The sequence below is a fragment of the Catellatospora vulcania genome, from assembly GCF_009720385.1.
GTDB classification, from domain to species: domain Bacteria; phylum Actinomycetota; class Actinomycetes; order Mycobacteriales; family Micromonosporaceae; genus Catellatospora; species Catellatospora vulcania.
The window spans coordinates 456239-476588 of sequence record NZ_ML769302.1 but is presented as its reverse complement, the minus strand read 5'-3'; the positions used below and the strand labels follow the sequence as shown (position 1 = coordinate 476588).

General features: G+C 72.8%; 19 protein-coding genes. 11 read left to right on the top strand and 8 right to left on the bottom strand.

Translation table 11 applies throughout. The features are described 5' to 3' along the window. The first annotated feature begins 76 nt into the window (after positions 1-76). A complete protein-coding gene (locus F6W97_RS06495; protein WP_155369206.1) occupies positions 77-1267 on the top strand; it encodes a molybdopterin molybdotransferase MoeA in 1191 nt (396 codons plus the stop codon). Further along, complete coding sequence (locus tag F6W97_RS06490; protein WP_155369205.1) at positions 1264-1686, top strand: molybdenum cofactor biosynthesis protein MoaE; 423 nt, start codon at positions 1264-1266, stop codon at positions 1684-1686. The genes F6W97_RS06495 and F6W97_RS06490 overlap by 4 nt, the downstream gene beginning before the upstream one ends. 67 nt (positions 1687-1753) lie before the next feature. Here F6W97_RS06490 and F6W97_RS06485 read toward each other — a convergent pair whose 3' ends face one another. The 3 genes from F6W97_RS06485 to F6W97_RS06475 form a co-directional block, all read right to left on the bottom strand. Next, on the bottom strand, positions 1754-3130 hold the full coding sequence (locus tag F6W97_RS06485; protein WP_230686500.1) for a glycosyltransferase 87 family protein: 1377 nt from the start codon (positions 3128-3130) through the stop codon (positions 1754-1756). Positions 3131-3496: 366 nt separating this feature from the next. Then, positions 3497-4018: a DoxX family membrane protein gene (locus tag F6W97_RS06480; RefSeq protein ID WP_155369203.1), complete on the bottom strand. Its 522-nt coding sequence runs from the start codon at positions 4016-4018 to the stop codon at positions 3497-3499. 10 nt (positions 4019-4028) lie between these two features. Then, complete coding sequence (locus F6W97_RS06475; protein WP_155369202.1) at positions 4029-4508, bottom strand: LppU/SCO3897 family protein; 480 nt, start codon at positions 4506-4508, stop codon at positions 4029-4031. A gap of 114 nt (positions 4509-4622) precedes the next feature. On the opposite strand from F6W97_RS06475, the gene F6W97_RS06470 reads away from it, so the two are divergent. The 9 genes from F6W97_RS06470 (at position 4623) to F6W97_RS06430 (ending at position 13786) form a co-directional block, all read left to right on the top strand. After that, complete coding sequence (locus tag F6W97_RS06470; protein WP_155369201.1) at positions 4623-5321, top strand: prepilin peptidase; 699 nt, start codon at positions 4623-4625, stop codon at positions 5319-5321. A gap of 400 nt (positions 5322-5721) precedes the next feature. Continuing rightward, positions 5722-5895 (top strand): Flp family type IVb pilin, encoded by a 174-nt coding sequence (locus F6W97_RS06465; protein WP_155369200.1) that lies wholly within the window; start codon positions 5722-5724, stop codon positions 5893-5895. A 72-nt stretch (positions 5896-5967) separates the two neighbouring features. Continuing rightward, positions 5968-6363, top strand: a complete 396-nt coding sequence (locus F6W97_RS06460; RefSeq protein WP_155369199.1) for a TadE/TadG family type IV pilus assembly protein — start codon at positions 5968-5970, stop codon at positions 6361-6363. Next, complete coding sequence (locus F6W97_RS06455; protein ID WP_155369198.1) at positions 6351-7439, top strand: pilus assembly protein TadG-related protein; 1089 nt, start codon at positions 6351-6353, stop codon at positions 7437-7439. Before F6W97_RS06460 ends, F6W97_RS06455 begins: the two co-directional genes overlap by 13 nt. Positions 7440-7462: 23 nt before the next feature. Next, the gene (gene cpaB, locus F6W97_RS06450) at positions 7463-8233 is read left to right on the top strand and encodes a Flp pilus assembly protein CpaB (RefSeq protein WP_155369197.1); all 771 of its coding nucleotides are present in this window, start codon (positions 7463-7465) and stop codon (positions 8231-8233) included. 10 nt (positions 8234-8243) lie between these two features. Beyond that, positions 8244-9470 carry an AAA family ATPase gene (locus tag F6W97_RS06445; protein WP_155369196.1) on the top strand — a complete coding sequence of 409 codons (1227 nt, stop codon included), beginning with the start codon at positions 8244-8246 and terminating at the stop codon, positions 9468-9470. 4 nt (positions 9471-9474) lie between these two features. Further along, positions 9475-10947, top strand: coding sequence for a CpaF family protein (locus F6W97_RS06440; protein ID WP_155369195.1), 1473 nt, complete (start codon positions 9475-9477; stop codon positions 10945-10947). Beyond that, positions 10944-12854 carry a VWA domain-containing protein gene (locus F6W97_RS06435; protein ID WP_155369194.1) on the top strand — a complete coding sequence of 637 codons (1911 nt, stop codon included), beginning with the start codon at positions 10944-10946 and terminating at the stop codon, positions 12852-12854. Before F6W97_RS06440 ends, F6W97_RS06435 begins: the two co-directional genes overlap by 4 nt. A gap of 2 nt (positions 12855-12856) precedes the next feature. Next, positions 12857-13786, top strand: a complete 930-nt coding sequence (locus tag F6W97_RS06430) for a type II secretion system F family protein (RefSeq protein WP_196279001.1) — start codon at positions 12857-12859, stop codon at positions 13784-13786. A 66-nt stretch (positions 13787-13852) separates the two neighbouring features. Here the strand turns inward: F6W97_RS06430 and F6W97_RS06425 are convergent, their stop codons facing one another. The 5 genes from F6W97_RS06425 to moaA form a co-directional block, all read right to left on the bottom strand. Then, positions 13853-14461, bottom strand: a complete 609-nt coding sequence (locus F6W97_RS06425) for a response regulator transcription factor (RefSeq protein WP_230686499.1) — start codon at positions 14459-14461, stop codon at positions 13853-13855. 114 nt (positions 14462-14575) lie between these two features. Further along, complete coding sequence (locus tag F6W97_RS06420) at positions 14576-17614, bottom strand: UvrD-helicase domain-containing protein (protein ID WP_230686456.1); 3039 nt, start codon at positions 17612-17614, stop codon at positions 14576-14578. Between the two features lie 65 nt (positions 17615-17679). Beyond that, positions 17680-19005: a metallophosphoesterase gene (locus F6W97_RS06415; RefSeq protein ID WP_155369567.1), complete on the bottom strand. Its 1326-nt coding sequence runs from the start codon at positions 19003-19005 to the stop codon at positions 17680-17682. 31 nt (positions 19006-19036) lie between these two features. Then, positions 19037-19285 carry a MoaD/ThiS family protein gene (locus F6W97_RS06410; RefSeq protein WP_155369190.1) on the bottom strand — a complete coding sequence of 83 codons (249 nt, stop codon included), beginning with the start codon at positions 19283-19285 and terminating at the stop codon, positions 19037-19039. Next, positions 19282-20262, bottom strand: a complete 981-nt coding sequence (gene moaA, locus F6W97_RS06405; protein ID WP_407924558.1) for a GTP 3',8-cyclase MoaA — start codon at positions 20260-20262, stop codon at positions 19282-19284. Before moaA ends, F6W97_RS06410 begins: the two co-directional genes overlap by 4 nt. Between the last annotated feature and the right edge of the window lie 88 nt (positions 20263-20350).

The following is a 20350-nucleotide window of genomic DNA, read 5'->3' as shown; positions in this document are numbered from 1 at the left end:
GAAACATGAGCGAGCGCAGCGAGCGAATCATGTGCTTCTCGGGCTGTGCTGACGACGAGCGAAGCGAGGAGGAAGCATGAGCGCTCCCCCCGAGGACTGGGCGTCGGCCCGCCGCAGCGTGCACGCCGCAGCCTGGCGGGCGCAGCTCGCCCCGGTCACCGTGCCGCTGGCCGAGGCCGACGGGCTGACCCTGGCCACCGCCCTGGCGCCGCGCAGCGACCTGCCGGCCTTCCCCACATCGAGCGTCGACGGCTGGGCGCTGCGCGGCCGCGGCCCGTGGCGGATCACCGGCCGGGTGCTGGCCGGCAACGTGCCCGCGCCGCTGTCCGGCGACGGTGTCGCCGTCGAGATCGCCACCGGGGCGATGGTGCCCGAGGGCACCGAGGCCATCCTGCGTGTCGAGCACTCCACCCGCAGCGGCGACCTGGTCGACGGGACGCCGAAGAGCGAGCGGGAATGGCGGATGCCGGGCGAGGAGGCCCGCGCCGGTGAGCCGCTGCTGCCCGCAGGCACGCCGGTCACCCCGGCCGTGATCGGCCTGGCCGCCTCCTGCGGCCACGACACACTGCCCGTGCGCCCGGCGCCCCGGGCCGCCATGCTGGTCTTCGGTGACGAGCTGCTCACCTCCGGACCGCCCGCCGACGGCCGCATCCGCGACGCGCTGGGCCCGTCCGTTCCGGCCTATCTGCGCAGGCTGGGCGTGGTCTGCAAGCCCACCGCCGCGCCGATCAAGGACACCCTCGACGCGCATGTCGAGGCGCTGCGGGCGGCGTTGGAGAGCGGCGTCGACCTGGTCTGCACCACCGGGGGCACCATGCACGGCCCGGTGGACCACCTGCATCCGGCGCTGGCCGAGCTGGGTGCGGCGTACGTCGTCAACACGGTGGCGGTGCGGCCCGGTTTCCCGATGCTGATCGCGGCGGTGCCGCACGGCGGGCGGACCCGTTTCGTCGCCGGGCTGCCCGGCAACCCGCAGTCGGCCGTGGTCGCGCTGGTGTCGCTGGTCGTCCCGCTGCTGGCGGGGCTGGCCGGCCGGCCCGAGCCGGGGCTGCCGCGGGTCACCCTCGGCGAGCCGGTGCCGGGCCGCGGCGACTACACCCACCTGGCGCTGGTACGGATCGACCCGGTCGACGGGCTCGCCCGGCCGGTGTCCCACGTGGGCTCGGCGATGCTGCGCGGCCTGGCCGGCGCGCAGGGATTCGCCGTCATCCCGCCCGGCGCCACGGGTCGCGCCGGGGACACCGTCGAACTGGTGGAGGTCCCGTGAACCGGGTCGTGCTCGCCGAACTCACCACTGAGCCGCTGGACGTGGCCGCGCACGAGGCCGCGGTGGCCGACCCCCGGGCCGGGGCGGTGGTCAGCTTCGCGGGTGTGGTCCGCGACCACGACCACGGCCGGTCCGTGGACGCGCTCACCTACGAGTCCCACCCGAGTGCGGCCGAGGTGCTGCGCGAGGTCGCCCAGGAGCTGGCCGACGACCCCGACGTATACGCCGTGGCGGTGTCCCACCGGTACGGCCCGCTGAAGATCGGGGATGTGGCGCTCGCCGCCGCGGTCTCCACCGCCCACCGTGCGGCGGCCTTCACCGCCTGCGCCCGGCTGGTCGACCTGGTCAAGCAGCGCCTGCCCATCTGGAAGCACCAGACCTTCACCGACGGCACCGACGAGTGGGTCAACTGCCCCTGACGGGCCCGCAAAAACAGGGAAACTGCTGCTTCCGTGGTACTGGAAGCAGCAGTTTCCCTGAAACTGCTCAGCGGTCCGCCGGTGCTCCCGCCTTGGCGGGGGCTGGGGCGGTGGGGCGGAGGGGCGTGAGGGCCGGGCGGGCGGTGGGGACGCGCGGGGCGGTGGGACCGCCGAACGCGGGCTCGGCGCCGGGTCGGGACGGCAGGGCCGCGACCAGTGCGATCAGCGCGATGGCGAGCGAGTTCTCGGCCAGCATGCCGAACAGGCCGTCGGCGTAGTGCGACACCGCCGGGAGCTGGTGCTCGTACGGCCAGATCGGCGCGATCAGGAACAGCAGGTAGAGCGCGATCGCCGCACCCGCGTGCCGCGCGCCGACCAGCGCCGGGAACCAGATCGGCTCCCGCAGCCCCGGTGTGGCCCGCCCACGCGCCGCCAGCCCGCGACCGGCCGCCCGGCGGCGCAGCGCCTGGTCGGCGAGCGCGACGACGGCCGGCACGACCCAGACCAGGTGGTGCGTCCAGGAGATCGGGCTGACCACGTTCGCGGTCAGGCCGACCAGGGTGAACGCGATCAGCTCGTCGCCCTCGGCGTGTGCCGCGGCGGCACGGGTGAGCCCGACCGCGAGCAGCACCAGCGCGAACGCGATCCAGAGCGGGCTGGGCGCGGTCGCCGTGTCGTACAGCCGCGACAGCAGCCCGGCCAGCGACTGGTTGGGCGTCATGTCCGCGACGCCGACCCGCTCGGTCTGGAAGATCACGTGTCCCCAGTACAGGGCGGACTCGTGCGGGACGATCACCCAGGCGGCTGCCGTGGCGGCCAGACCGGAGACCGTGGCCGTGAGCGCGGCCCGCCACTGCTTGCTGACCAGGAAGTACACGATGAACAGCGCGGGGGTCAGCTTGATCGCCATGGCGATGCCGATGCCGATGCCGGCCCAGCGCCAACCCTTGCGCAGCGCCACCAGGTCCGCCATGATCACCGCGAACAGCAGCAGGTTCACCTGGCCGAAGCCGAGCGTCTCGCGCACCGGCTCGATGGCGGCGAACAGCGGCAGCGCGACGGCGACGGTCAGCCAGCGCGGCCAGCCGCACCGGTCGGCGACCGGGATCAGCAGCGCGGCGAGCACCATGCCCAGCGCGACCAGGCCGAAGAGCAGGTTGAACAGGCCCGCCGCGCCCGGTGTCAGCGCTGCCATGGGCAGCATCAGCAGCGCCGCGAACGGCGGGTACGTGAACCCGAGCGTCGTGTCAGGTGCGATGAACTCGTACAGCTCGCCGCCACCGCTCCACCACACCACCGCGCCGTGATAGATCTTCATGTCGAAGAAGTCGTACCACCGTCCGAAGTTCTGCTCCGTCACCCAGGCGGCGTAGCAGATGGCGGCGACGATGCCGACCCGGACGAGCGTGCGACGATCCCACTGCGGGGATCTCCAGTCACGGATGAATCGGGGGGTCCTGGTGAGGCGGGGCTGACTGCCAACGCCGGGTGCCGGCATGGCGTCGCCACCTCCTTCAAGGGGTCGGGTATCGGCATCGTCGCGTGACGACGATCCGGGGTCGGGCCGTTCGTGTCTGCTGAGCAGCCTAGAACGGTGCACCACTCCAGTACCTCCCGTGTTACCCGACCGTGTCCGATCCCACACGACTTTGCGACATTTCTAGCTGGTTAACGCAGCCTGCGAAGTTAAGGTGATTGGCGTCACACCAGTACCTCTGGCTGCGAAAACACGCGCTCTCTATGTCGCAACGGCATGAACGGGAACGAAGAAACGGGATATTCGGGCGGCTCACCCCGCCCCTACCCGGGATCAACCGAGATGTAACTGCGTCGACGCCTTCTCCTGTGCCTTGCGCAGAGACTTCTTCGCGGTCTTCTGCGCGTCGTGCACGGCCTTGCGTCCGCGCCAGCCGAGGCTGGGGGAACCTGCGGTGTCGACGGCGGCCAGCAGCAGGCCGGCCAGCAGTCCGAGATTCTTGGCGAAGTGCACCAGCTCGTCGTTGCGCTTCTCGGGGTTCTCGATGCGCCAGAACGGGTGCCCCACCAGCGTGGCGGGGATGAGGGTGCCGGCCAACAGGGCGGCGGCGGGCCGCGGCGCGGTGCCGGTGGCGAGCATCGCCCCGGCGACCACCTGGACGCCGGCGTTCACCCGGACCAGGGTCTTGGTCTCGGTGGGCAGCCGGGAGTCGACCGCCTCCAGCAGCGGCACGACCTGCTCCGCGAGGGGCTCCGCCTTGACGGCGTACCGGTCGGGTTTCAGCAGCGCCTGTGCCCCGGCCGCGATGAACAGCCCGCCGAGCAGGGCACGCGCGACCCCTCGTACTGGTCTCATACCGTCATTATCAAGGACGTTCGCCCATGCAAAGGACGAAATCCAAACCCTCCAGCTCGCTGTCGAAGAAGTAGTGGTAGCGGTAGTCCTTGACCTCCGCGCACTCGCCCGTGTCGCTGGTGGCGTCGAAGCGCGCCAGCACCTCCAGCGCGCCCGGCGCGCATTCGGTCAGCACCAGCTCCGGGTTCTTCTCGGTGCCGTGATTGGCCACGCAGTCACCTGGCTGGGCGAACCGGGCGGTGCGCGGCGGGCCGGAGGGGGTGGCGGTGGCGACGGGGATCGGCGGCGCGTCGGCGCCGAACGGGTTCGGCACGATCTTGAGCGCGACGAGCACCCCGGTGAAGATCACCAGGGATGCCACCAGCAGTGCTATGCCGATGACGGCGGGACCGCGGCCACCCATGCGCGGCCGGGGTGGGGCCTGCACGATCGGCAGCAGCTCGGTGGGCTGTGCCAGGGGCTCGGTCGGGTATCGGTCAGGGGTGTGCAAAGCGGTGCTCCGCGGGGACGAGATCGGGGTGCGTGCCAAGGTACCGTGCCCGGCATGTCCCTCGATTCCTCCGTCCCGATGTTGTCACTAGCCGCGGGTGCATTCTTCGGAGCGATGACGCCACGGGCGGCCTACCGGCTGTCGGTGGCCTGGGGGGAGCCCGCGCTGGCCGGGTGCGCGGGGTGCGGGACGCCGTTCGCCGCCGGCCCGGCCGGCTGGTGGCGGTTCGCGGCCAGGTGCGCCGCGTGCGGCGTACGCCAAGGGCCGAGTCCCTGGTGGACGGTGCCGGTGGGGGCGCTGGCCGCCGGGGCGACCGCGGTGAGCCTCGCGGGGCAGGGCTGGGCGCTGGCCGCCGGCCTGCTGCTGAGCGTCGCCGGGGTGCTGCTGGTGGCGATCGACCTGGCGGTGCAGCGGCTGCCCGACCCCATCGTCTGGCGGCTGGCCGTGGCGGTCGCGGCGCTGCTCGCGGTCGCGGCCGCGACCGGCGGGGGCTGGAGCACGTACGGCCGCGCACTGGCCGGCGGCGCGGCGCTGCTGGGCGCCTTCGGACTGCTGGCGCTGCTGACCGGCGGCCAGATCGGGCTCGGCGACGCGAAGGTCGCGGGCGTGTCCGGCCTGCTGCTCGGCTGGCTCGGCTGGGGGGCTGTGCTGTCCGCTGGCCTGCTGGCGCTGCTGCTGAACGGGGTCGTCGCGGTCGTGCTGCTGGCCCTGCGCCGGGTGACCTGGCGCGGCTCGCTGCCCATGGGCCCGGCGCTGCTGGGCGGCGTCCTGCTGGCCGTGGTCGCGGCCGGCGGCCTGGCGCAACTGTCCTGAGCTGCGCAAGCATCACCCGGTCGAGCGACACGGCACACCGGTTGTCGGCAACCTGACTGCGGCGGGCCGGCCATCGCCGCGGCCCTCCCGCGCCCCTGGGCGTCCCGTGCCGGGCCGATCCGTTTAGGACCGTTTAGCAAGTCTATGGCATGGGCCGATCAAGTGACCCATGTCACGGGAGGGACGTCGCCACCCGGCGGATGCGGCTCTCACGATCACGTTGAGTGTTCAACTGATCGCCATCGGCGGGCACCTCGATCGCGACGTGGGCCTGTCGTGACAACGGAGTGACGGGCTGTAGCTCACTGGGCAGGCTCCCATGAGTCGGCCGCTCGGTCGGCAACCGTCGTGGACCGGCCGCCGGGATGCGGTTCGGCCTTTGCTGGGGGTGCACTCGCACATGCTCAAGCTCATCACCAAGACCCAGGCCGCCTGGGCGAACCGTGACCGTGGCGCCACCGCTGTCGAGTACGGCCTGATCGTGGCACTGATCGCGGCGATCATCGTCGGCGTCGTCGCCACGCTGGGCACCGACATCGCAGCCGCCTTCCAGACCGTCGTCGACGAGATCTAGGTCCGCGCAGTGGCAGGGCCGGCCTCGGCGCAGGCCCTGCCGCCACGTCCCGCGAAAAGGTGTGAGGCAGCCATGACAAGGCGCGACCGTGGCGCGGCGGCGGTGGAGATGGCTCTCATGCTGCCGCTGCTGCTGCTGCTCGTGTTCGGCATCATCGACTTCGGGCGGATGCTGAACACCCAGATCAGGATCACCGAGGCGGCCCGGGAAGGCGCCCGCGCGGTCACCATCACCAACTCCGGCTCCGCCGCGTCCACCCGGGTCGCCGCGGTGCTCGGCTCCACCCCGCGCACGGTCACCATCACGAATCCGTGCGGCAACGCGGCCTCCACCGCCGACGCGCGGGTGCGGGTGGACCACACCTTCGCCTTCATCACCCCGATCTCAGGGCTGGCCTCGCTCTTCGGCGGCACTTCCCTGGGCACGGTGCAGCTGAGCGCGACAGGAGTCATGCCATGCCGCTCGTGAGCCGACGCGACCGGGGCGCCGCCACCACCATCGTCACCATCCTGCTGGCCGGCGGCGTGCTGCTCGGCATGACGGCGCTGGTGGTGGACGTCGGGCGGCTCTATGCCGAACGCGAGGACCTGCAGTCGGGCGCGGACGCGGCGGCCATGGCGGTCGCCCTCGACTGCTCCCGCCGCAACGACCCGGTCCGCGACGCCGAATGCCGCGCCGCGGCCGGCACCACCTCCGCCTACGCCAACAGCAACGCCGCCGACGGGGTCAGCAGCTTCCGGTACGTCTGCGGCTCCGACTCCCGGCTGCCCTCGTGCACCGGCGCCGGGCAGGGCAACCTCACCGACTGCCTGGGCCAGCGCCCGTCGAACGTGTCCTGGGCGGAGGTGCGCACCCGCACCCAGCTGCCCGGCGGCAGCTTCATCCTGCCGCCGGTGTTCGCCCAGACGCTGGCCGGCGGATACAGCGGCACCAGTGTCGAGGCGTGCGCCCGGGTGGGCTGGGGCCCGCCCGCGGGTGGCTTCGCGCTGACCTTCTCGCTGTGCGAGTACCAGGCGGCGGTCGGTGCGGGCGACTTCGTCACCGGGACGCCCACCGCCGGCGACGAGCGGGTGCTGCACGTGCACGGCCACCCGGCCGCCAACCCGTGCCACTCCGGCCCGTCCGGGGCCAACCTGCCCGGCGGCTTCGGCTGGGTGAACCACAACTCGTCCTGCCTGACCACGATCACCGGCAGCACGTACGGGTCGGACCCGGGCAACGGGACGCCCAACGACTGCAAGGACGACCTCACCGCGCTGATCGACGCCCGCCGGCCGGTCGGCATCCCGATCTACGACAACGTCACGGGCAACGGCAGCAACGGCGTCTACACCCTGCGCGGGTTCGCCGCCTTCGTGGTCACCGGCTACCGGCTGGCCGGCATGAGCCCGCGCGAACGCGACTCCTGGCTCACCGGCGGCAGCTCGTGCAACGGCAACGACGACTGCGTCTACGGCTACTTCACCAACGCGATCGTCGAGTGGACCGGCTCGTTCGGCAACTCCTCCAGTCTCGGCGCGACGGTCGTCAAGACCATCGGCTGACCCCGTACCCCTAAGGAAGTTTCATGACCCGGCGCATTCTCGGCGTGGTGCTCGCGATCGTCCTGGCGGTGCTCGGCACCGCGGCGGTGCTCCTCTACGTCAGCAAGGCCCGCGACTCCGTCGCCGCGGGGCAGACGGCGGTGACCGTCGTCGTCGCCACGCAGCGGATCCCGGCCGGCACCAGCGGCGCCTCGGTGAAGGCGCGCGGGCTGACCGAGGAGGTCGTCATGCCCGCCGGCGCGCTGCCGCCGGACGCGCTCACCGCGCTGTCCGGCGAGCTGGACGAGCTGGTGCTCACGCACGACGTGCAGCCGCGCCAGCTGCTGCTCAAGGGCATGTTCGGGGCCGCCACGAAGCTGTCGGGCGGCGTGGCCGTGCCGGAGAAGATGATGGCGGTCAGCCTCAAGATGGCGGTCGAGGAGGAGGTCGGCGGGTTCGTCCGGCCGGGCTCGCAGATCGCGGTGTTCGCCACGTACACGCTGGTCGACGCGGAGTACAAGAAGATCACCGGGGAGAACAACAAGGGCACGAAGCTGCTGCTGCCGCGGGTCGAGGTGCTGGCCGTCGGCGCGTACGGCGAGGACGGGGTGACCTCGGCCCAGCAGAACGACGCCGCGGTTGCCGAGAACGGCAAGGTGACCCTGCTGGTCACCGTCGCGGTCACCCAGGAGCAGGCGGAGCAGCTGGTGCACTCGGTGCGCATCGCCGAGCTCTACCTCGCGCTGCTGACCGACACGTCGGAGACCCGGGTCAAGCCGGGCGTCGCGGTGGACAACCGCACCGTCGGGCGCTGAGGACGATCCGATGACGATCATCTACGAGTTCGATCCCCGCTTCGCCCATCACCTGGCCACGCTGCTGGGCGACGCCGTGGTGGTGGATACGGCGCCGGCGCTGGTCGAGCAGGTGAACGCCGACCGGGACGAGCACCTGGTGCTGTTCGGGCCGAGCGTGCCGCTGGCCGACGCGGTGGCGTTCGCCGGGCAGTGCCGGCTGCGCCGGCCGGAACTCGGGGTGGTCCTGCTCCGCCCGGAACTCGAGGTCGACGTGCTGGCCGATGCGCTGAAAGCAGGTATACGCGAAGTGGTCGACCCGTCGAATCATGCGGCCGTGCTGGCCGCGAGCGCCCGCTCCCGGGACCTGTCCCGGCAGCTGGCCGGGGCCAACCGGGCCACCGGCCGGGCCCCGGTGCCCGGACCGCCCGCCCAGCAGCCGTCCGAGGATCCGAACGAGCCGGTCGACGGCCAGGTCATCACGGTGTTCGCGGCCAAGGGCGGGTGCGGCAAGAGCACCATCGCCACCAACCTGGCCGTGGTCCTGGCCCAGGGGACCAAGGCCACGGGCCGCCGCCGGGTGTGCCTGATCGACCTGGACCTGGCCTTCGGCGACGTGGCCATCATGATGCAGCTGTCGCCGCAGCGGACCATCGCCGACGCCATCCCGGTCGCGGACCGGATCGACGAGACCGGGCTGCGCACGCTGCTGACCCGGTACGCATCCGGCGGGGCTGAGGTGGACGTGCTGCTGGCCCCGGTGCAGCCGGCCGTCGCCGAGGAGGTGACCCGTGACCTCGTCACCGAGGTGGTGCACCTGGCCCGGTCCATGTACGACTTCGTGGTCATCGACACCGCCAGCGCCTTCACCGAGCAGATGCTGGCGGCGCTGGACGCCACCCACCACTACGTGCTGGTCGGCACGCCCGAGCTGCCCTCGCTGAAGAACCTGCGGGTCACCCTCGACATGTTCGACCTGCTCGACTACCGGCGCGAGGCCCGGACCGTGGTGCTGAACCGGGCCGACTCCAAGGTCGGCATCACCATGACCGAGGTCGAGAAGGTGATCCGGGTGCCCATCGCGGGGTTCATCCCGAGCAGCCGCGACGTGCCGATCTCCGCCAACCGCGGGGTCCCGCTGGCTGCCGGTCAACCGCAGCACCCGGTAAGCAGCGCGATCCGGGAACTGGCGGTCAAACGGTTCCTCGGCGCACCCGCACCCGCCAAGCGCGGCATGTTCGCACGGAAGAAGGGCTGAACCGATGTCCCTGCAGGATCGACTCGGCGTACGCGGCGTCCCCACCACGGGTGCCGGCGTCCCCACCGCGGGCACCGGTGTGCTCAGCGAGCGCATCGGCGGCGCCAACGAGGCCTCCGGCGCGGTGGGCGGCGGGCACGCGATCCCCGTGTCGTCGGTGCCGGTCAGCTCGGTGCAGTTCGGCCGGCGCAACACCCGGCGGGCGTACGACCCGCTGGCGGCCGTGCGCAAACGGGCCCACCAGGCGCTGCTGGAGCTGCTCGGGCCGCAGCTCTACGACACCGTCGCCGACGACGCCGAGCTGGAACGCCGGGTGCGCGAGGCGCTGCCCGAGGTGCTGGCCAAGGAGGAGGCGCACCTCACCGCGGGCGACCGGGCCACGGCGTACCGGCAGATCCTCGACGAGATCCTGGGCCACGGCCCGATCGAGCCGCTGCTGCGCGACCCGGAGATCACCGAGATCATGGTGAACGCCTGGGACCGCATCTACGTCGAGCGGTTCGGGCACATCCACGCGGTCGACGCCGCGTTCATGGACGAGACCCACCTGCGCCGGGTGATCGACAAGATCGTGTCCCGGATCGGCCGCCGCGTCGACGAGTCCTCGCCGATGGTCGACGCCCGGCTGCCCGACGGCAGCCGGGTCAACGCGGTGGTGCCGCCGATCTCGCTGGACGGGGCCGCGCTGACGGTGCGCAAGTTCGCGGCGGACCCGTACACGGTCGAGGACCTGGTCCGCTTCGGCACCATGCCGCAGCGCGTCGCCGAACTGCTGCGCGCCTGCGTGCAGGGCCGGCTGGACATCCTGATCTCGGGCGGCACCGGCACCGGCAAGACCACGCTGCTCAACGTGATCTCGTCGTTCCTGCCCGCCGACGAGCGGATCATCACCATCGAGGACTCGGCCGAGCTGCGGCTGGCCCAGGACCACGTGCTGCGGCTGGAGTACCGCCCGCCGAACGTCGAGGGCCGCGGCGAGGTCACCATCCGCGACCTCGTCCGCAACGCGCTGCGCATGCGCCCCGACCGGATCGTCGTCGGCGAGGTGCGCGACGGCGCGGCGCTGGACATGCTCCAGGCGATGAACACCGGCCACGACGGCTCGCTGACCACGGTGCACGCCAACACCCCGCGCGACTCGCTGGCCCGCCTGGAGACGATGGTGCTGATGGCGGGCATGGACCTGCCGGTGCGGGCGATCCGGGAGCAGGTCGCCAGCGCGGTCGACGTGGTGGTGCAGCTGTCCCGGATGCGGGACGGCACCCGGCGGATCACCCACATCACCGAGGTCACCGGCATGGAGGGCGACGTCATCACGCTGCAGGACCTGTTCGTCTTCGACCACCGGGCGGGCACGGACCAGTACGGCCGCCACCAGGGCGCGCTGGTCAGCACCGGGCTAAGGCCGCGGTTCGTCGACCAGCTGGCCGACCACGGGATCACGGTCTCCCCGGAGCTGTTCGGCAGGGGCCAGTGAAGCGCGCGGCGGGTATCCCGGTGCGCTTCGGTGCGGTCCTGCTGGCGGCCGGTGCGGCGGTGGCCGCGGCGCTGCCCGCGAGCGCGGCCGAGCCCGGCATCACGGTCTCCGGCCTGCGGCAGGAGGCGGGGCTGGTGGAGTTCTACCTCTCCGCGACCGACCTGCCGGTGGGCACGGCGCTGGACCAGGTCGGCGTCGCCGTCGGCGACCGGGCGCTGCCGGTCACCAGTGAGCAGATCAGCGCAACCCAGGGGGCGACCGCGCCGCGCCGCGCCGTCGTGCTGGTGCTGGACACCTCCGGGTCCATGGCCGGTGCGCCGATCGAGGCGGCCCGGGAGGCCGCTCGGCGCTACGTGCGGGCGCTGCCCGCGGACGTCGAGATCGGTCTGGTCACCGCGGCCGCACCGGCGAACGTCGTACTCCCGCCGACGCGGGACCGCGCCGCCGCGGACAAGGCGGTCGACGGCCTGGCCGCCAAGGGCGAGACGGCGCTGTACGACGGGATCCGCGCCGCCGCGGGCCTGGTGGGCAAGGGCGACTGGGGGCAGCGGCGGATCGTGGCGCTGTCCGACGGCGCGGACACGGCGTCGACCGCCACGCTGGCCGCGGCCCGTAAGGCCACCGTCGCGATCCCGGTCGACACGATCGCATTCCAGACCCCCGCCGCCATGGCGGGCATCCTGGGCAGCCTGTCCAAGAACACCGGCGGCGCCGCCTACACGGTGGCCGATCCGGCGGCGCTGGGCGACGCGTTCGCCGAGGCGTCCGGATCCTTCGCCGGGCAGCTGCTGGTGCGGGTCACCGTGCCGGCGGAACTCTCGGGGCAGCAGGTCCGGCTCGCGGTGAGCGCGGCGGGCGCGCGCACCGAGGTGCCGGTCACCCTGGCCGTGGACACCGGGGCGACGGTCCCCCTGACGGGTGTGACCTCGCCCGGCCCGGGACCGACCTGGCTGCTGGTGCTCGGCGGACTCGTCTTCGCCGCGCTGCTCGGCGCATTCCTGCTGGTGGTCTCCCCCATGCTGGCCGCGGCCGAGCGGCGGCGGCGGCTCACCCAGGTGGACCAGTTCGTCGCCGCGCCGCGGCGGGCCACCGCGCCGGGGGACTCCGGCCAGGTCGCGGCCGCCGCCCTCGCGCTGTCGGAGCAGGTGGTGAAGTCGGCCAACGCCGAGGGCCGCCTCGCGACGCAGCTCGACCGGGCCGGGATGCGGTTGCGGCCGCACGAGTGGCTGCTGCTGCGGGCGCTGGTCTGCCTGCTCGCCTCCCTGCTGCTGGCCCTGTCGTTCGGGCTGGGCGCCGGGGTCCTGCTCGGCTCTCCGGTGGGGTGGGCGCTCACCTCGCTCTACCACCGCAACCGCGCGGCCAAGAGGGTCAGCGCCTTCCGTGAGCTGCTGCCGGACGCGCTGCAGCTGATCGTCGGATCGCTGCGCTCCGGCTTCTCGCTCGCGCAGGCCGTCGACGCGATGGCCCGGGAGCTGCCCGACCCGATCTCGGCCGAGTTCGGCCGTGCCCTGGGCGAGACCCGGCTCGGCGTGGACATCGAGGACGCGCTGGACCGGACCGCGACCCGGATGCGCAGCAAGGACCTGGCCTGGGCGGTCGTCGCCGTCCGGGTGCAACGCGACGTCGGCGGCAACCTGGCCGAGGTGCTGACCACCGCGATCGAGACCATGCGCGAGCGCGAGAGCCTGCACCGCGAGGTCCGCTCGCTGTCGGCGGAGGGCCGGCTCAGCGCCTGGATCCTGCTGGCACTGCCGGTCTGCGTCGGCGCGTTCATGTTCCTCACCCGCGCCGATTACATCCGCCCGCTCTACACCCACCCGGCGGGCATCGTGATGAGCGTGCTGGGTGTGCTGCTGGTGGTCGGCGGCGCGGCATGGCTGTTCAAGATGATCAAGATCGAGGTGTGACGGTGTCCGGTCAGCTCATCCTCATCATCGGCGCGGGCGCCGTCTTCGCCGCGATCGCGCTCGCCGTGCTGACCCTGGCCTCGGCCAGCGTCAGCCGGTCCGGCGTGGCCAAGGCGCTGGAGACGATCGACACCGTGTACGCGCCCGGCAGCGCGTCGGCCGCCGAGGAGAAACTCGGCGACCGGCTGCGCCCGGCCGTGGCACAGATGTCCGCGCTCGGCAGGCTGCTCACCCCGAAGGGGGCCGGAGCCCGCCTGCAGCGCCGCCTCGACCACGCCGGCAACCCGGCGGCCTGGCCGCCGGAGCGCGTCGTCGAGATGCAGGGGCTCGGCCTCGTGGTCGTCGCCTTCCTCGGCGGGGCGTTCGGCTTCGCGTTCGGCTTCGGACCCGGCGCCCTGATCCTGTCGGTGCTCGCCGGTGCGGCGCTCGGCTTCTGGGCGCCCTTCCTGCTCGTCTACGACCTGGGCGTACGCCGCCAGCAGCAGATCCGCCGCCAGCTGCCCGACGCGCTGGACCTGCTGACCCTGTCGGTCGAGGCGGGGCTCGGCTTCGACGCGGCCCTGGCCCAGGTGGCGGCGGCCATGCCCGGGGCCCTGGCCAGGGAGTTCGCCCGCATGCTGCACGAGATGCAGATGGGTCAGCGCCGGGTGGAGGCACTGCGCGCGCTGGCCGCCCGGACCACCGTGCCCGAGCTGAAGACCATCACCATGGCCCTGGTCCAGGCCGGCGAGCTGGGCATCCCGATCGCCGGGGTGCTGCGCGAGCAGGCTCGGCAGATGCGGGTCAAGCGCCGCCAGCGCGCCGAGGAGACGGCCCGCAAACTGCCCGTGAAAGTGATCTTCCCGCTGGTGCTGTGCCTGTTCCCGGCGCTGTTCATCGTCGTGATCGGGCCGGGCGCCATCAACGTGATGGAGTCGTTCGGCGGCCGGTGAGGCGCCGGCTCGTGTCACGCGGCTGGTGCGCGGACCTGCGGCAGGGGCCGCAGGTCCGCGGTCGGGTCAGATGAGGTACAGCCGGGCCGCGGCCTGCAGGGCCTGGGTCCGGTTGTGCACGCCGAGCTTGTCGTAGAGGCGGGCCACGTAGGTGCGCACCGTCGACTCGGTCAGCCGCATGCGCACCGCGATCGCGGCCAGGCTGCCGCCGGTGTTCAGCTGCTGCAGGATCTGCTCCTCGCGCGGGCTCAGCGCGGTGGACCGGGTCCGGCGGCGGGCCATCGCCTCGGCCAGGTTCGGCGCGGTGAACGAGGCCGGGGCCACCGCGGCGTGCCGCACCGCCGACATCAGCAGCTCCACCGGCGCGGAGCGCGGCAGGTACGCCGAAAGCCCGGCCTGCAGCGCCTGTAGCAGCAGCCCGTCCTCGGCGGGGCCGGTCAGCACCAGCCCCAGCTGTGGACGGGCGGCCCGCAGCTCGGCGGCCAGTTGCAGCCCGCCCTGGCCGGGAATCGCCGCGTCGATGGTGACCACGTGCGGGTCGAGGTCGCCGATCAGGTCTCGGGTCTCCTCACCCGTGGCGGCCTGACCGACCAGGTCGATGTCGGGGTGGGTCGCACAGGCGGCGCTGTACCCCAACCGCACGAGCGTGACGGGGTCAACCGTGATCAGCTTCACTGACAAGGGGGCTCCTCGTGACGCTGCGGACACTTCCGTCCTGTTGAGCGCCGCAGGGCCCGCCGGTGTCACTGTCCCTGTCACCGAACTCATTCGTTCGGGTGTCGCGGCCCGTCAGATCAGGCGAAGCTGCTGGTCACGGGGCCGTCGCGGGGTGAGGTCGCCGAGCTGTTCGAGCAGGCCCGCGTCGACCGCCGCCAGGAACGGCGTCGGCCGGGAGTCCCGCTCGCTGCCGTAGCGGACCCGCCGTGCCGCGTGGCTCAGGTAGAGCCGCCGCTGCGCCCGGGTCAGCCCGACGAAGAACAGCCGGCGTTCCTCGGCGACCTCCGCCTCGGTCGGCGCGGAGCCGGGGAAGCGCAGCGGCAGCAGCCCGTCCTCGCACCCGGCCAGGAACACCACCGGGAACTCCAGGCCCTTGGCCGCGTGCAGGGTGAGCAGGGTGACCGCCTCCGCGCGCGGGTCGAGCGCGTCGACCTCGGCTCCGGTGGCCACTTCGCCGAGGAAACGCTGCAGGTCCTGCCCGCAGCGCAGGGCGAGCGGGGTGAGCAGGTCCACGGCGGCCCACACCTCGTCCGGCTCCGGCGAGCCGCCGCCCAGGGCGGGACGTTCGATGAGCACCTTCGCGGTGAGCTTCAGCCGGGCCGCGACCGAGCCGGTCAGCCCGGTGGCCAGGCGCAGCTCGGCCAGCAGCGTGTTCACCCCGGCCCGGCTGCGCAGCCGGTCGTGCGAGCGCTTCTGCACCGGCACGCCCGCCCGCGACAGCGCGTCCACGATCGCGGCGGCCTGCGCGTCGGTGCGGTACAGCACCGCGATGTCGTTGAACGACACCGTCGTGCCGGTCACCCCGCGCACGTCGGCCTTGGTCCGGTGGGACACGCCGCCGACCAGCTCGTCGACCTTTCGGGCGATGAACGCGGCCTCGTCGGCGGGGCTGCTCGCCGCATACTGCCCGATCAGCGCCGCCTCCGGGTCTACCTTCGCCGGGTCGAGGCGGCGGCCGGGCACCAGCGAGCTGGGCGCGATCGCCTGCACCGCGGCGGCCAGGATCGGGGCCGACGAGCGGTAGTTGCGGGTCAGCCGCACCACCCGGGCGTCCACGAAGTCCCGGGAGAACTGCAGGAAGAACGACACGTCCGCGCCGCGGAACGAATAGATCGCCTGGTCCGGGTCGCCGATCGCGCACAGGTTGCCGTCACTGGGCACCAGCAGCCGCAGCAGCGCGTACTGGTCCGGGTCGACGTCCTGGTACTCGTCGACGAACACCCACGGCCAGCGCGAGCGCAGCTTGTCCTGCAGCGACGGCTGCGCCTTCAGCAGCGCGACCAGGCGCGGGATCAGCTCGTCGAGCTGCACGCCCTCGCCGCCCGGCTCGTCCGCGACGATCAGGTCGGGCTCCTGCTCGCGCAACAGCGACAGGGCCAGCGCGTGGAACGTGGACACGGTGACGTCCTCGGCGACCGGGCCGAGCAGGCCGCGCAGCCGGTGCCGCAGCTCCTCGGCGGCCCGCCGGGTGAACGTGATGGCCAGGCAGTCCTCGGGGTAGACGTTCATCTCCGCGCACAGGTACGCCAGCCGGTGGGTCAGCGTGCGGGTCTTGCCCGTGCCGGGCCCGGCGACGATCAGCAGCGGGCCGCCCGGGGCGGAGGCGGCCACGCGCTGCATCGCGTCGAGGCGGTCCAGCAGCCCGGTGCCGACCTCCTCCATCCCGGCCAGCATCGGCTCGAACGGCTCGTGCGGCGACGGCTCCGGCGGCAGCGGCGGCGCGGAGACGGGTTTGGTGCGGCGTACCGCAGGCTTGCTCGCGGCCTGCTTGGGCGCGCGGGCCTTGCACGGCGCGGGCACCACCGGAGCCGCGGGCAGGTCGAACAGGGTGTCCGCGGTGTCCTGCGGGCGCAGCTCACCGGGTTCGAAGAGCCGGATCACGCCGTACTCGCCGTCGTAACCCGGCACCCGGGTCACCTGCCCGGCCCGCAGCCGCCGCAGGGCCTCGCCGAGCAGTTCGCCGCCCGCCGCGGTGACCTCGTCGATCGGGGCCTCCATGAGGATGGACAGCTCCGAGCCCAGCGCCGCGACCAGCGCGTTGACCCGGCCCTCGACGGTGCGGGTCTTCGGGCCGACACCCTCCAGCTCGCCGACGATCTCAGGCAGCTGCACCAGGTGGGTGACCGGGCGGGCGTTCGGCGCGGGAGTGCCCTCGGGCCGGTCGGCCAGCGCCTCGACCCGGGCCAGCACGCCGATGGTCAGCGGCCGCTCGCACACCGGGCAGACGCCGCCGGTCGCCCGGGACTCGGCCGGGGTCCAGTTGATGCCGCAGTCGCGGTGCCCGTCCCCGTGGTACTTGCCCTCCTCGGGGAAGAACTCGATCGTCCCGGCCAGGCCAGGCGCGCCCGCCAGGGCGGCCTTCAACGCGAAGTAGTCCAGTGGGCAGTCGAACCGGGTCGCCTCCCGGGCCAGGGCCTGCGGCGAGTGCGCGTCCGAGTTCGAGACCAGGGTGTACCGGTCCAGGCTGGACACCCGGTGGTTCATCGCCGGGTCGCTGGACAGGCCGGTCTCCACCGCGGTGATGTGCTCGGCGAGGTCGGCGTAGCAGTCGGCGATCGCGTCGAAGCCCGACTTGCTGCCCAGCGCGGAGAACCACGGCGTCCAGATGTGCGCGGGCACCAGGTACGCGTCCGGGCTCGCCTCCAGGGTGATCTCCAGCAGGTCGCGGGAGTCCAGGCCCAGGATCGGGCGGCCGTCGCTGGCCAGGTTGCCGACCCGGCCCAGCCGGTCGCGGAAGCGCTGGGCGGCGTCGAGGTCCGGCAGGTAGATCAGGTGGTGCACCTTGCGGGTGCGGTCGCCCCGCTTGTAGATCGTGGAGATCTCCGAGCTGAGCATGAACCGGGCCGGCTCCCCCGCGGCCAGGCGGGCCGGCAGCCGCTGCGAGACGTCGCGCTCGGCCTCGGGCGACAGCCGGAACAGGCCGGGCTCGGCCTCGCGGAGCGAGTCGCGCAGGTGCTCGTACCAGGCGGGATGGGTGACGTCGCCGGTGCCGAGCAGGGCCACGCCCTTGCGCCGGGCCCACCACGCCAGCGTGGGCAGGTCGAGGTCCTTGCTGCACGCACGCGAGTACCGCGAGTGGATATGCAGATCAGCAGTCCAGACCGGGGGCACGCAGCATCCTGACACGCCCCGCCCGTCCGGCGGCACCCGCCACGCGCGTCAGTGAGAGTTGTTACCTACATCGCGCGCAGTTCGACGAGTGTGATATCCGGCGGCGCGCCGACGCGCACCGGCGGGCCCCAGAAACCGGCGCCGTTGGTGACGTACACCTGGGTGCCGTCGACCTCGCCGAGACCGGAGATGACCGGCTGCTGCAGGCCCGCGATCAGGTTGAACGGCACCATCTGACCGCCGTGGGTGTGCCCCGACAGCTGCAGGTCGACGCCGTGCTTCGCCGCCTCGAACGCCTGGATCGGCTGGTGCGCGAGCAGCACCACGGGCTTGTTCGGGTCCCGGTCCCCCAGCGCCTTGCCGAAGTCCGGGCCGCCCGCGCCGAGGTCGCCGCCGCTGACGTCGTTGACGCCCGCCAGGGTCAGCCCGCGGATCTCCAGCCGCTCGTTCTGCAGCGGCCGCATGCCCAGGCGGGAGACCTCGGCCAGCCACTCCTCGGCTCCCGAGAAGTACTCGTGGTTGCCGGTGACGAAGTAGGCCCCGTCGCGGGAGCGCAGCTCCGCCAGCGGAGCGGCCTCGTCGCCCAGCTCGGCGACGCTGCCGTCGACCAGGTCGCCCGCGACGGCGATCAGGTCGGCGTTCATGCCGTTGATGAAGCGCACGATGCGGCGGCTGTGCTCGACGCCGGTCAGCGGGCCCAGGTGGATGTCACTGACCAGGGCGATCTTGTATCCGTCCATGCTGCGGGGGAGCTTGGCCAGCGGGATCTGCACCCGCTTGAGCACCGGATCGCCCAGCGCCGTCTGCACGCCGTACGCGGTGATGCCGGTGGCGGTCAGCCCGGCGAAGATCGCCGCACTGCGTGCGATGAGCAGCCGCCGGCTCGGGTCCGCGGGCCCGCCGCTCTTGCCGTCCGTGCTTGATCCGTCGACTTGCCCGGCACCCGTGGCTTTCGGGGTCTCGCTTTCGCCCACCTGCCCGGCAAGTCCGGTGACCTTGGCCGACTGCGCGTCGCCGTCGGCGGCTGCGCCCGTGACCGCTGCGCCCACCAGGCCGGGCTCGGCCAGGGTGGTCCCGGCGGACGGCGTCGCACTCGTGCGGGCCCAGGTGCGGTTGGCGATCACGCGGGGGAGCTCCAGCACCAGCAGCGTGACCAGCAGGTAGAACAGGACGGCGAGCCACATGTAGCCGACCAGCGGGATGACCCAGGACGCCTTCGCGCCGATCACCCGCGGCACGATGAAGGCCGCAAGCAGCGCCACCGCGAGCGCGATGATCGCGACAGCGCCGATCCGGCGGCCGCGCTTCGTCGTGGTGGTGTCCTTGACCAGGCGCTTGTACAGGTACCAGTGGATCGGGCCGACGACGATCAGCACGATGCTGAAGAACATCAGCGCTTGCAGTACCACGGGGGTTTTCCTCTCACCCGCCCGCGAAGGGCGGCAGCACGTCCACGGTCGCGCCGGACGGCAGGGGCACGCGGCGGTCGTGCCACGCTAGCCCGTCAACCAGAAAGCTGGCTGAAAGCAGCACCCGGCCCAGCACGTCCCCGTGCGCGGCGCTCAGCTCCTTGATCAGCTGCGTGAGGTCCTGCCCGGCGGGCAGCTGCTCCTCGGTGACGCCCGCGGCGGCGCGGGCTCCGGCGAAGTAGCGGATCGTGATCACGGTCATCCCCCGATGGCGGACATGGGGCGTACGGGCTGGAGGAACGAGGGGTCGTCGATGCCGTGGCCGGGCAGCTTGCCCCACATCGCCTCGCGCCAGCGCGCCGCGATGTCCTCATCATCCGCCCCGCCGCGCAGCAGCCCGCGCAGATCGGTCTCACCGGTGGCGAACAGGCAGTTGCGCACCTGGCCGTCGGCGGTGAGCCGGGTCCGGTCGCAGTCGCCGCAGAACGGCCGGGTCACCGAGCCGATCACGCCGACCTTCGCCGGACCGCCGTTCACCAGCCAGGTCTCGGCCGGGGCCCCCGCCCGCTCGGCCGGGTCGGGGCTGAGCTCGAACTCGGCCTCCAGCGACGCCAGGATCTCCGCCGCGGTGATCATCTGATCCCGGCTCCAGCCGTGCTGCGCGTCGAGCGGCATCTGCTCGATGAAGCGCAGCTCGTAGCCGTGCGCGAGGGCGAAGCGCAGCAGCGCCGGGGCCTCGTCGTCGTTGATCCCGCGCAGCAGCACCGTGTTGAGCTTGACCGGGGTCAGCCCGGCCGCGGCGGCCGCCGACAGCCCGTCGATGACGTCGTCGAAGCGGCGGCGCAGCGCGATCGCGGCGAACCGGTCGGGGTCGATGGTGTCCAGGGAGACGTTGACCCGGTTCAGCCCGGCGTCGCGCAGCGGCACGGCCAGCCTGGCCAGCCCGATGCCGTTCGTGGTGACGGAGAGCTTCGGCCGGGGCAGCAGCGCGGCGCTGCCCGCCACGATGTCCACGATGCCGGGGCGCAGCAGCGGCTCGCCGCCGGTGAAGCGCACCTCTTCGACGCCGAGCCGGGTCACCGCGATGGTGATCAGCCGCAGCACCTCGGCGTCGGTGAGGATCTCCGGCTTGGGCAGCCAGGGCAGCCCTTCTGGGGGCATACAGTACGAACAGCGCAGATTGCACCGATCCGTCAGCGAGACCCGCAGATCCACGGCACGGCGTCCGTACCGGTCGATCAGGCCTGGTTTGGCAGAGGTCACCTCACGAACCTATCGCGTGACAATCGGAATGCACGTCCCGTGGCCACCTGGCAGGATCGCGGCC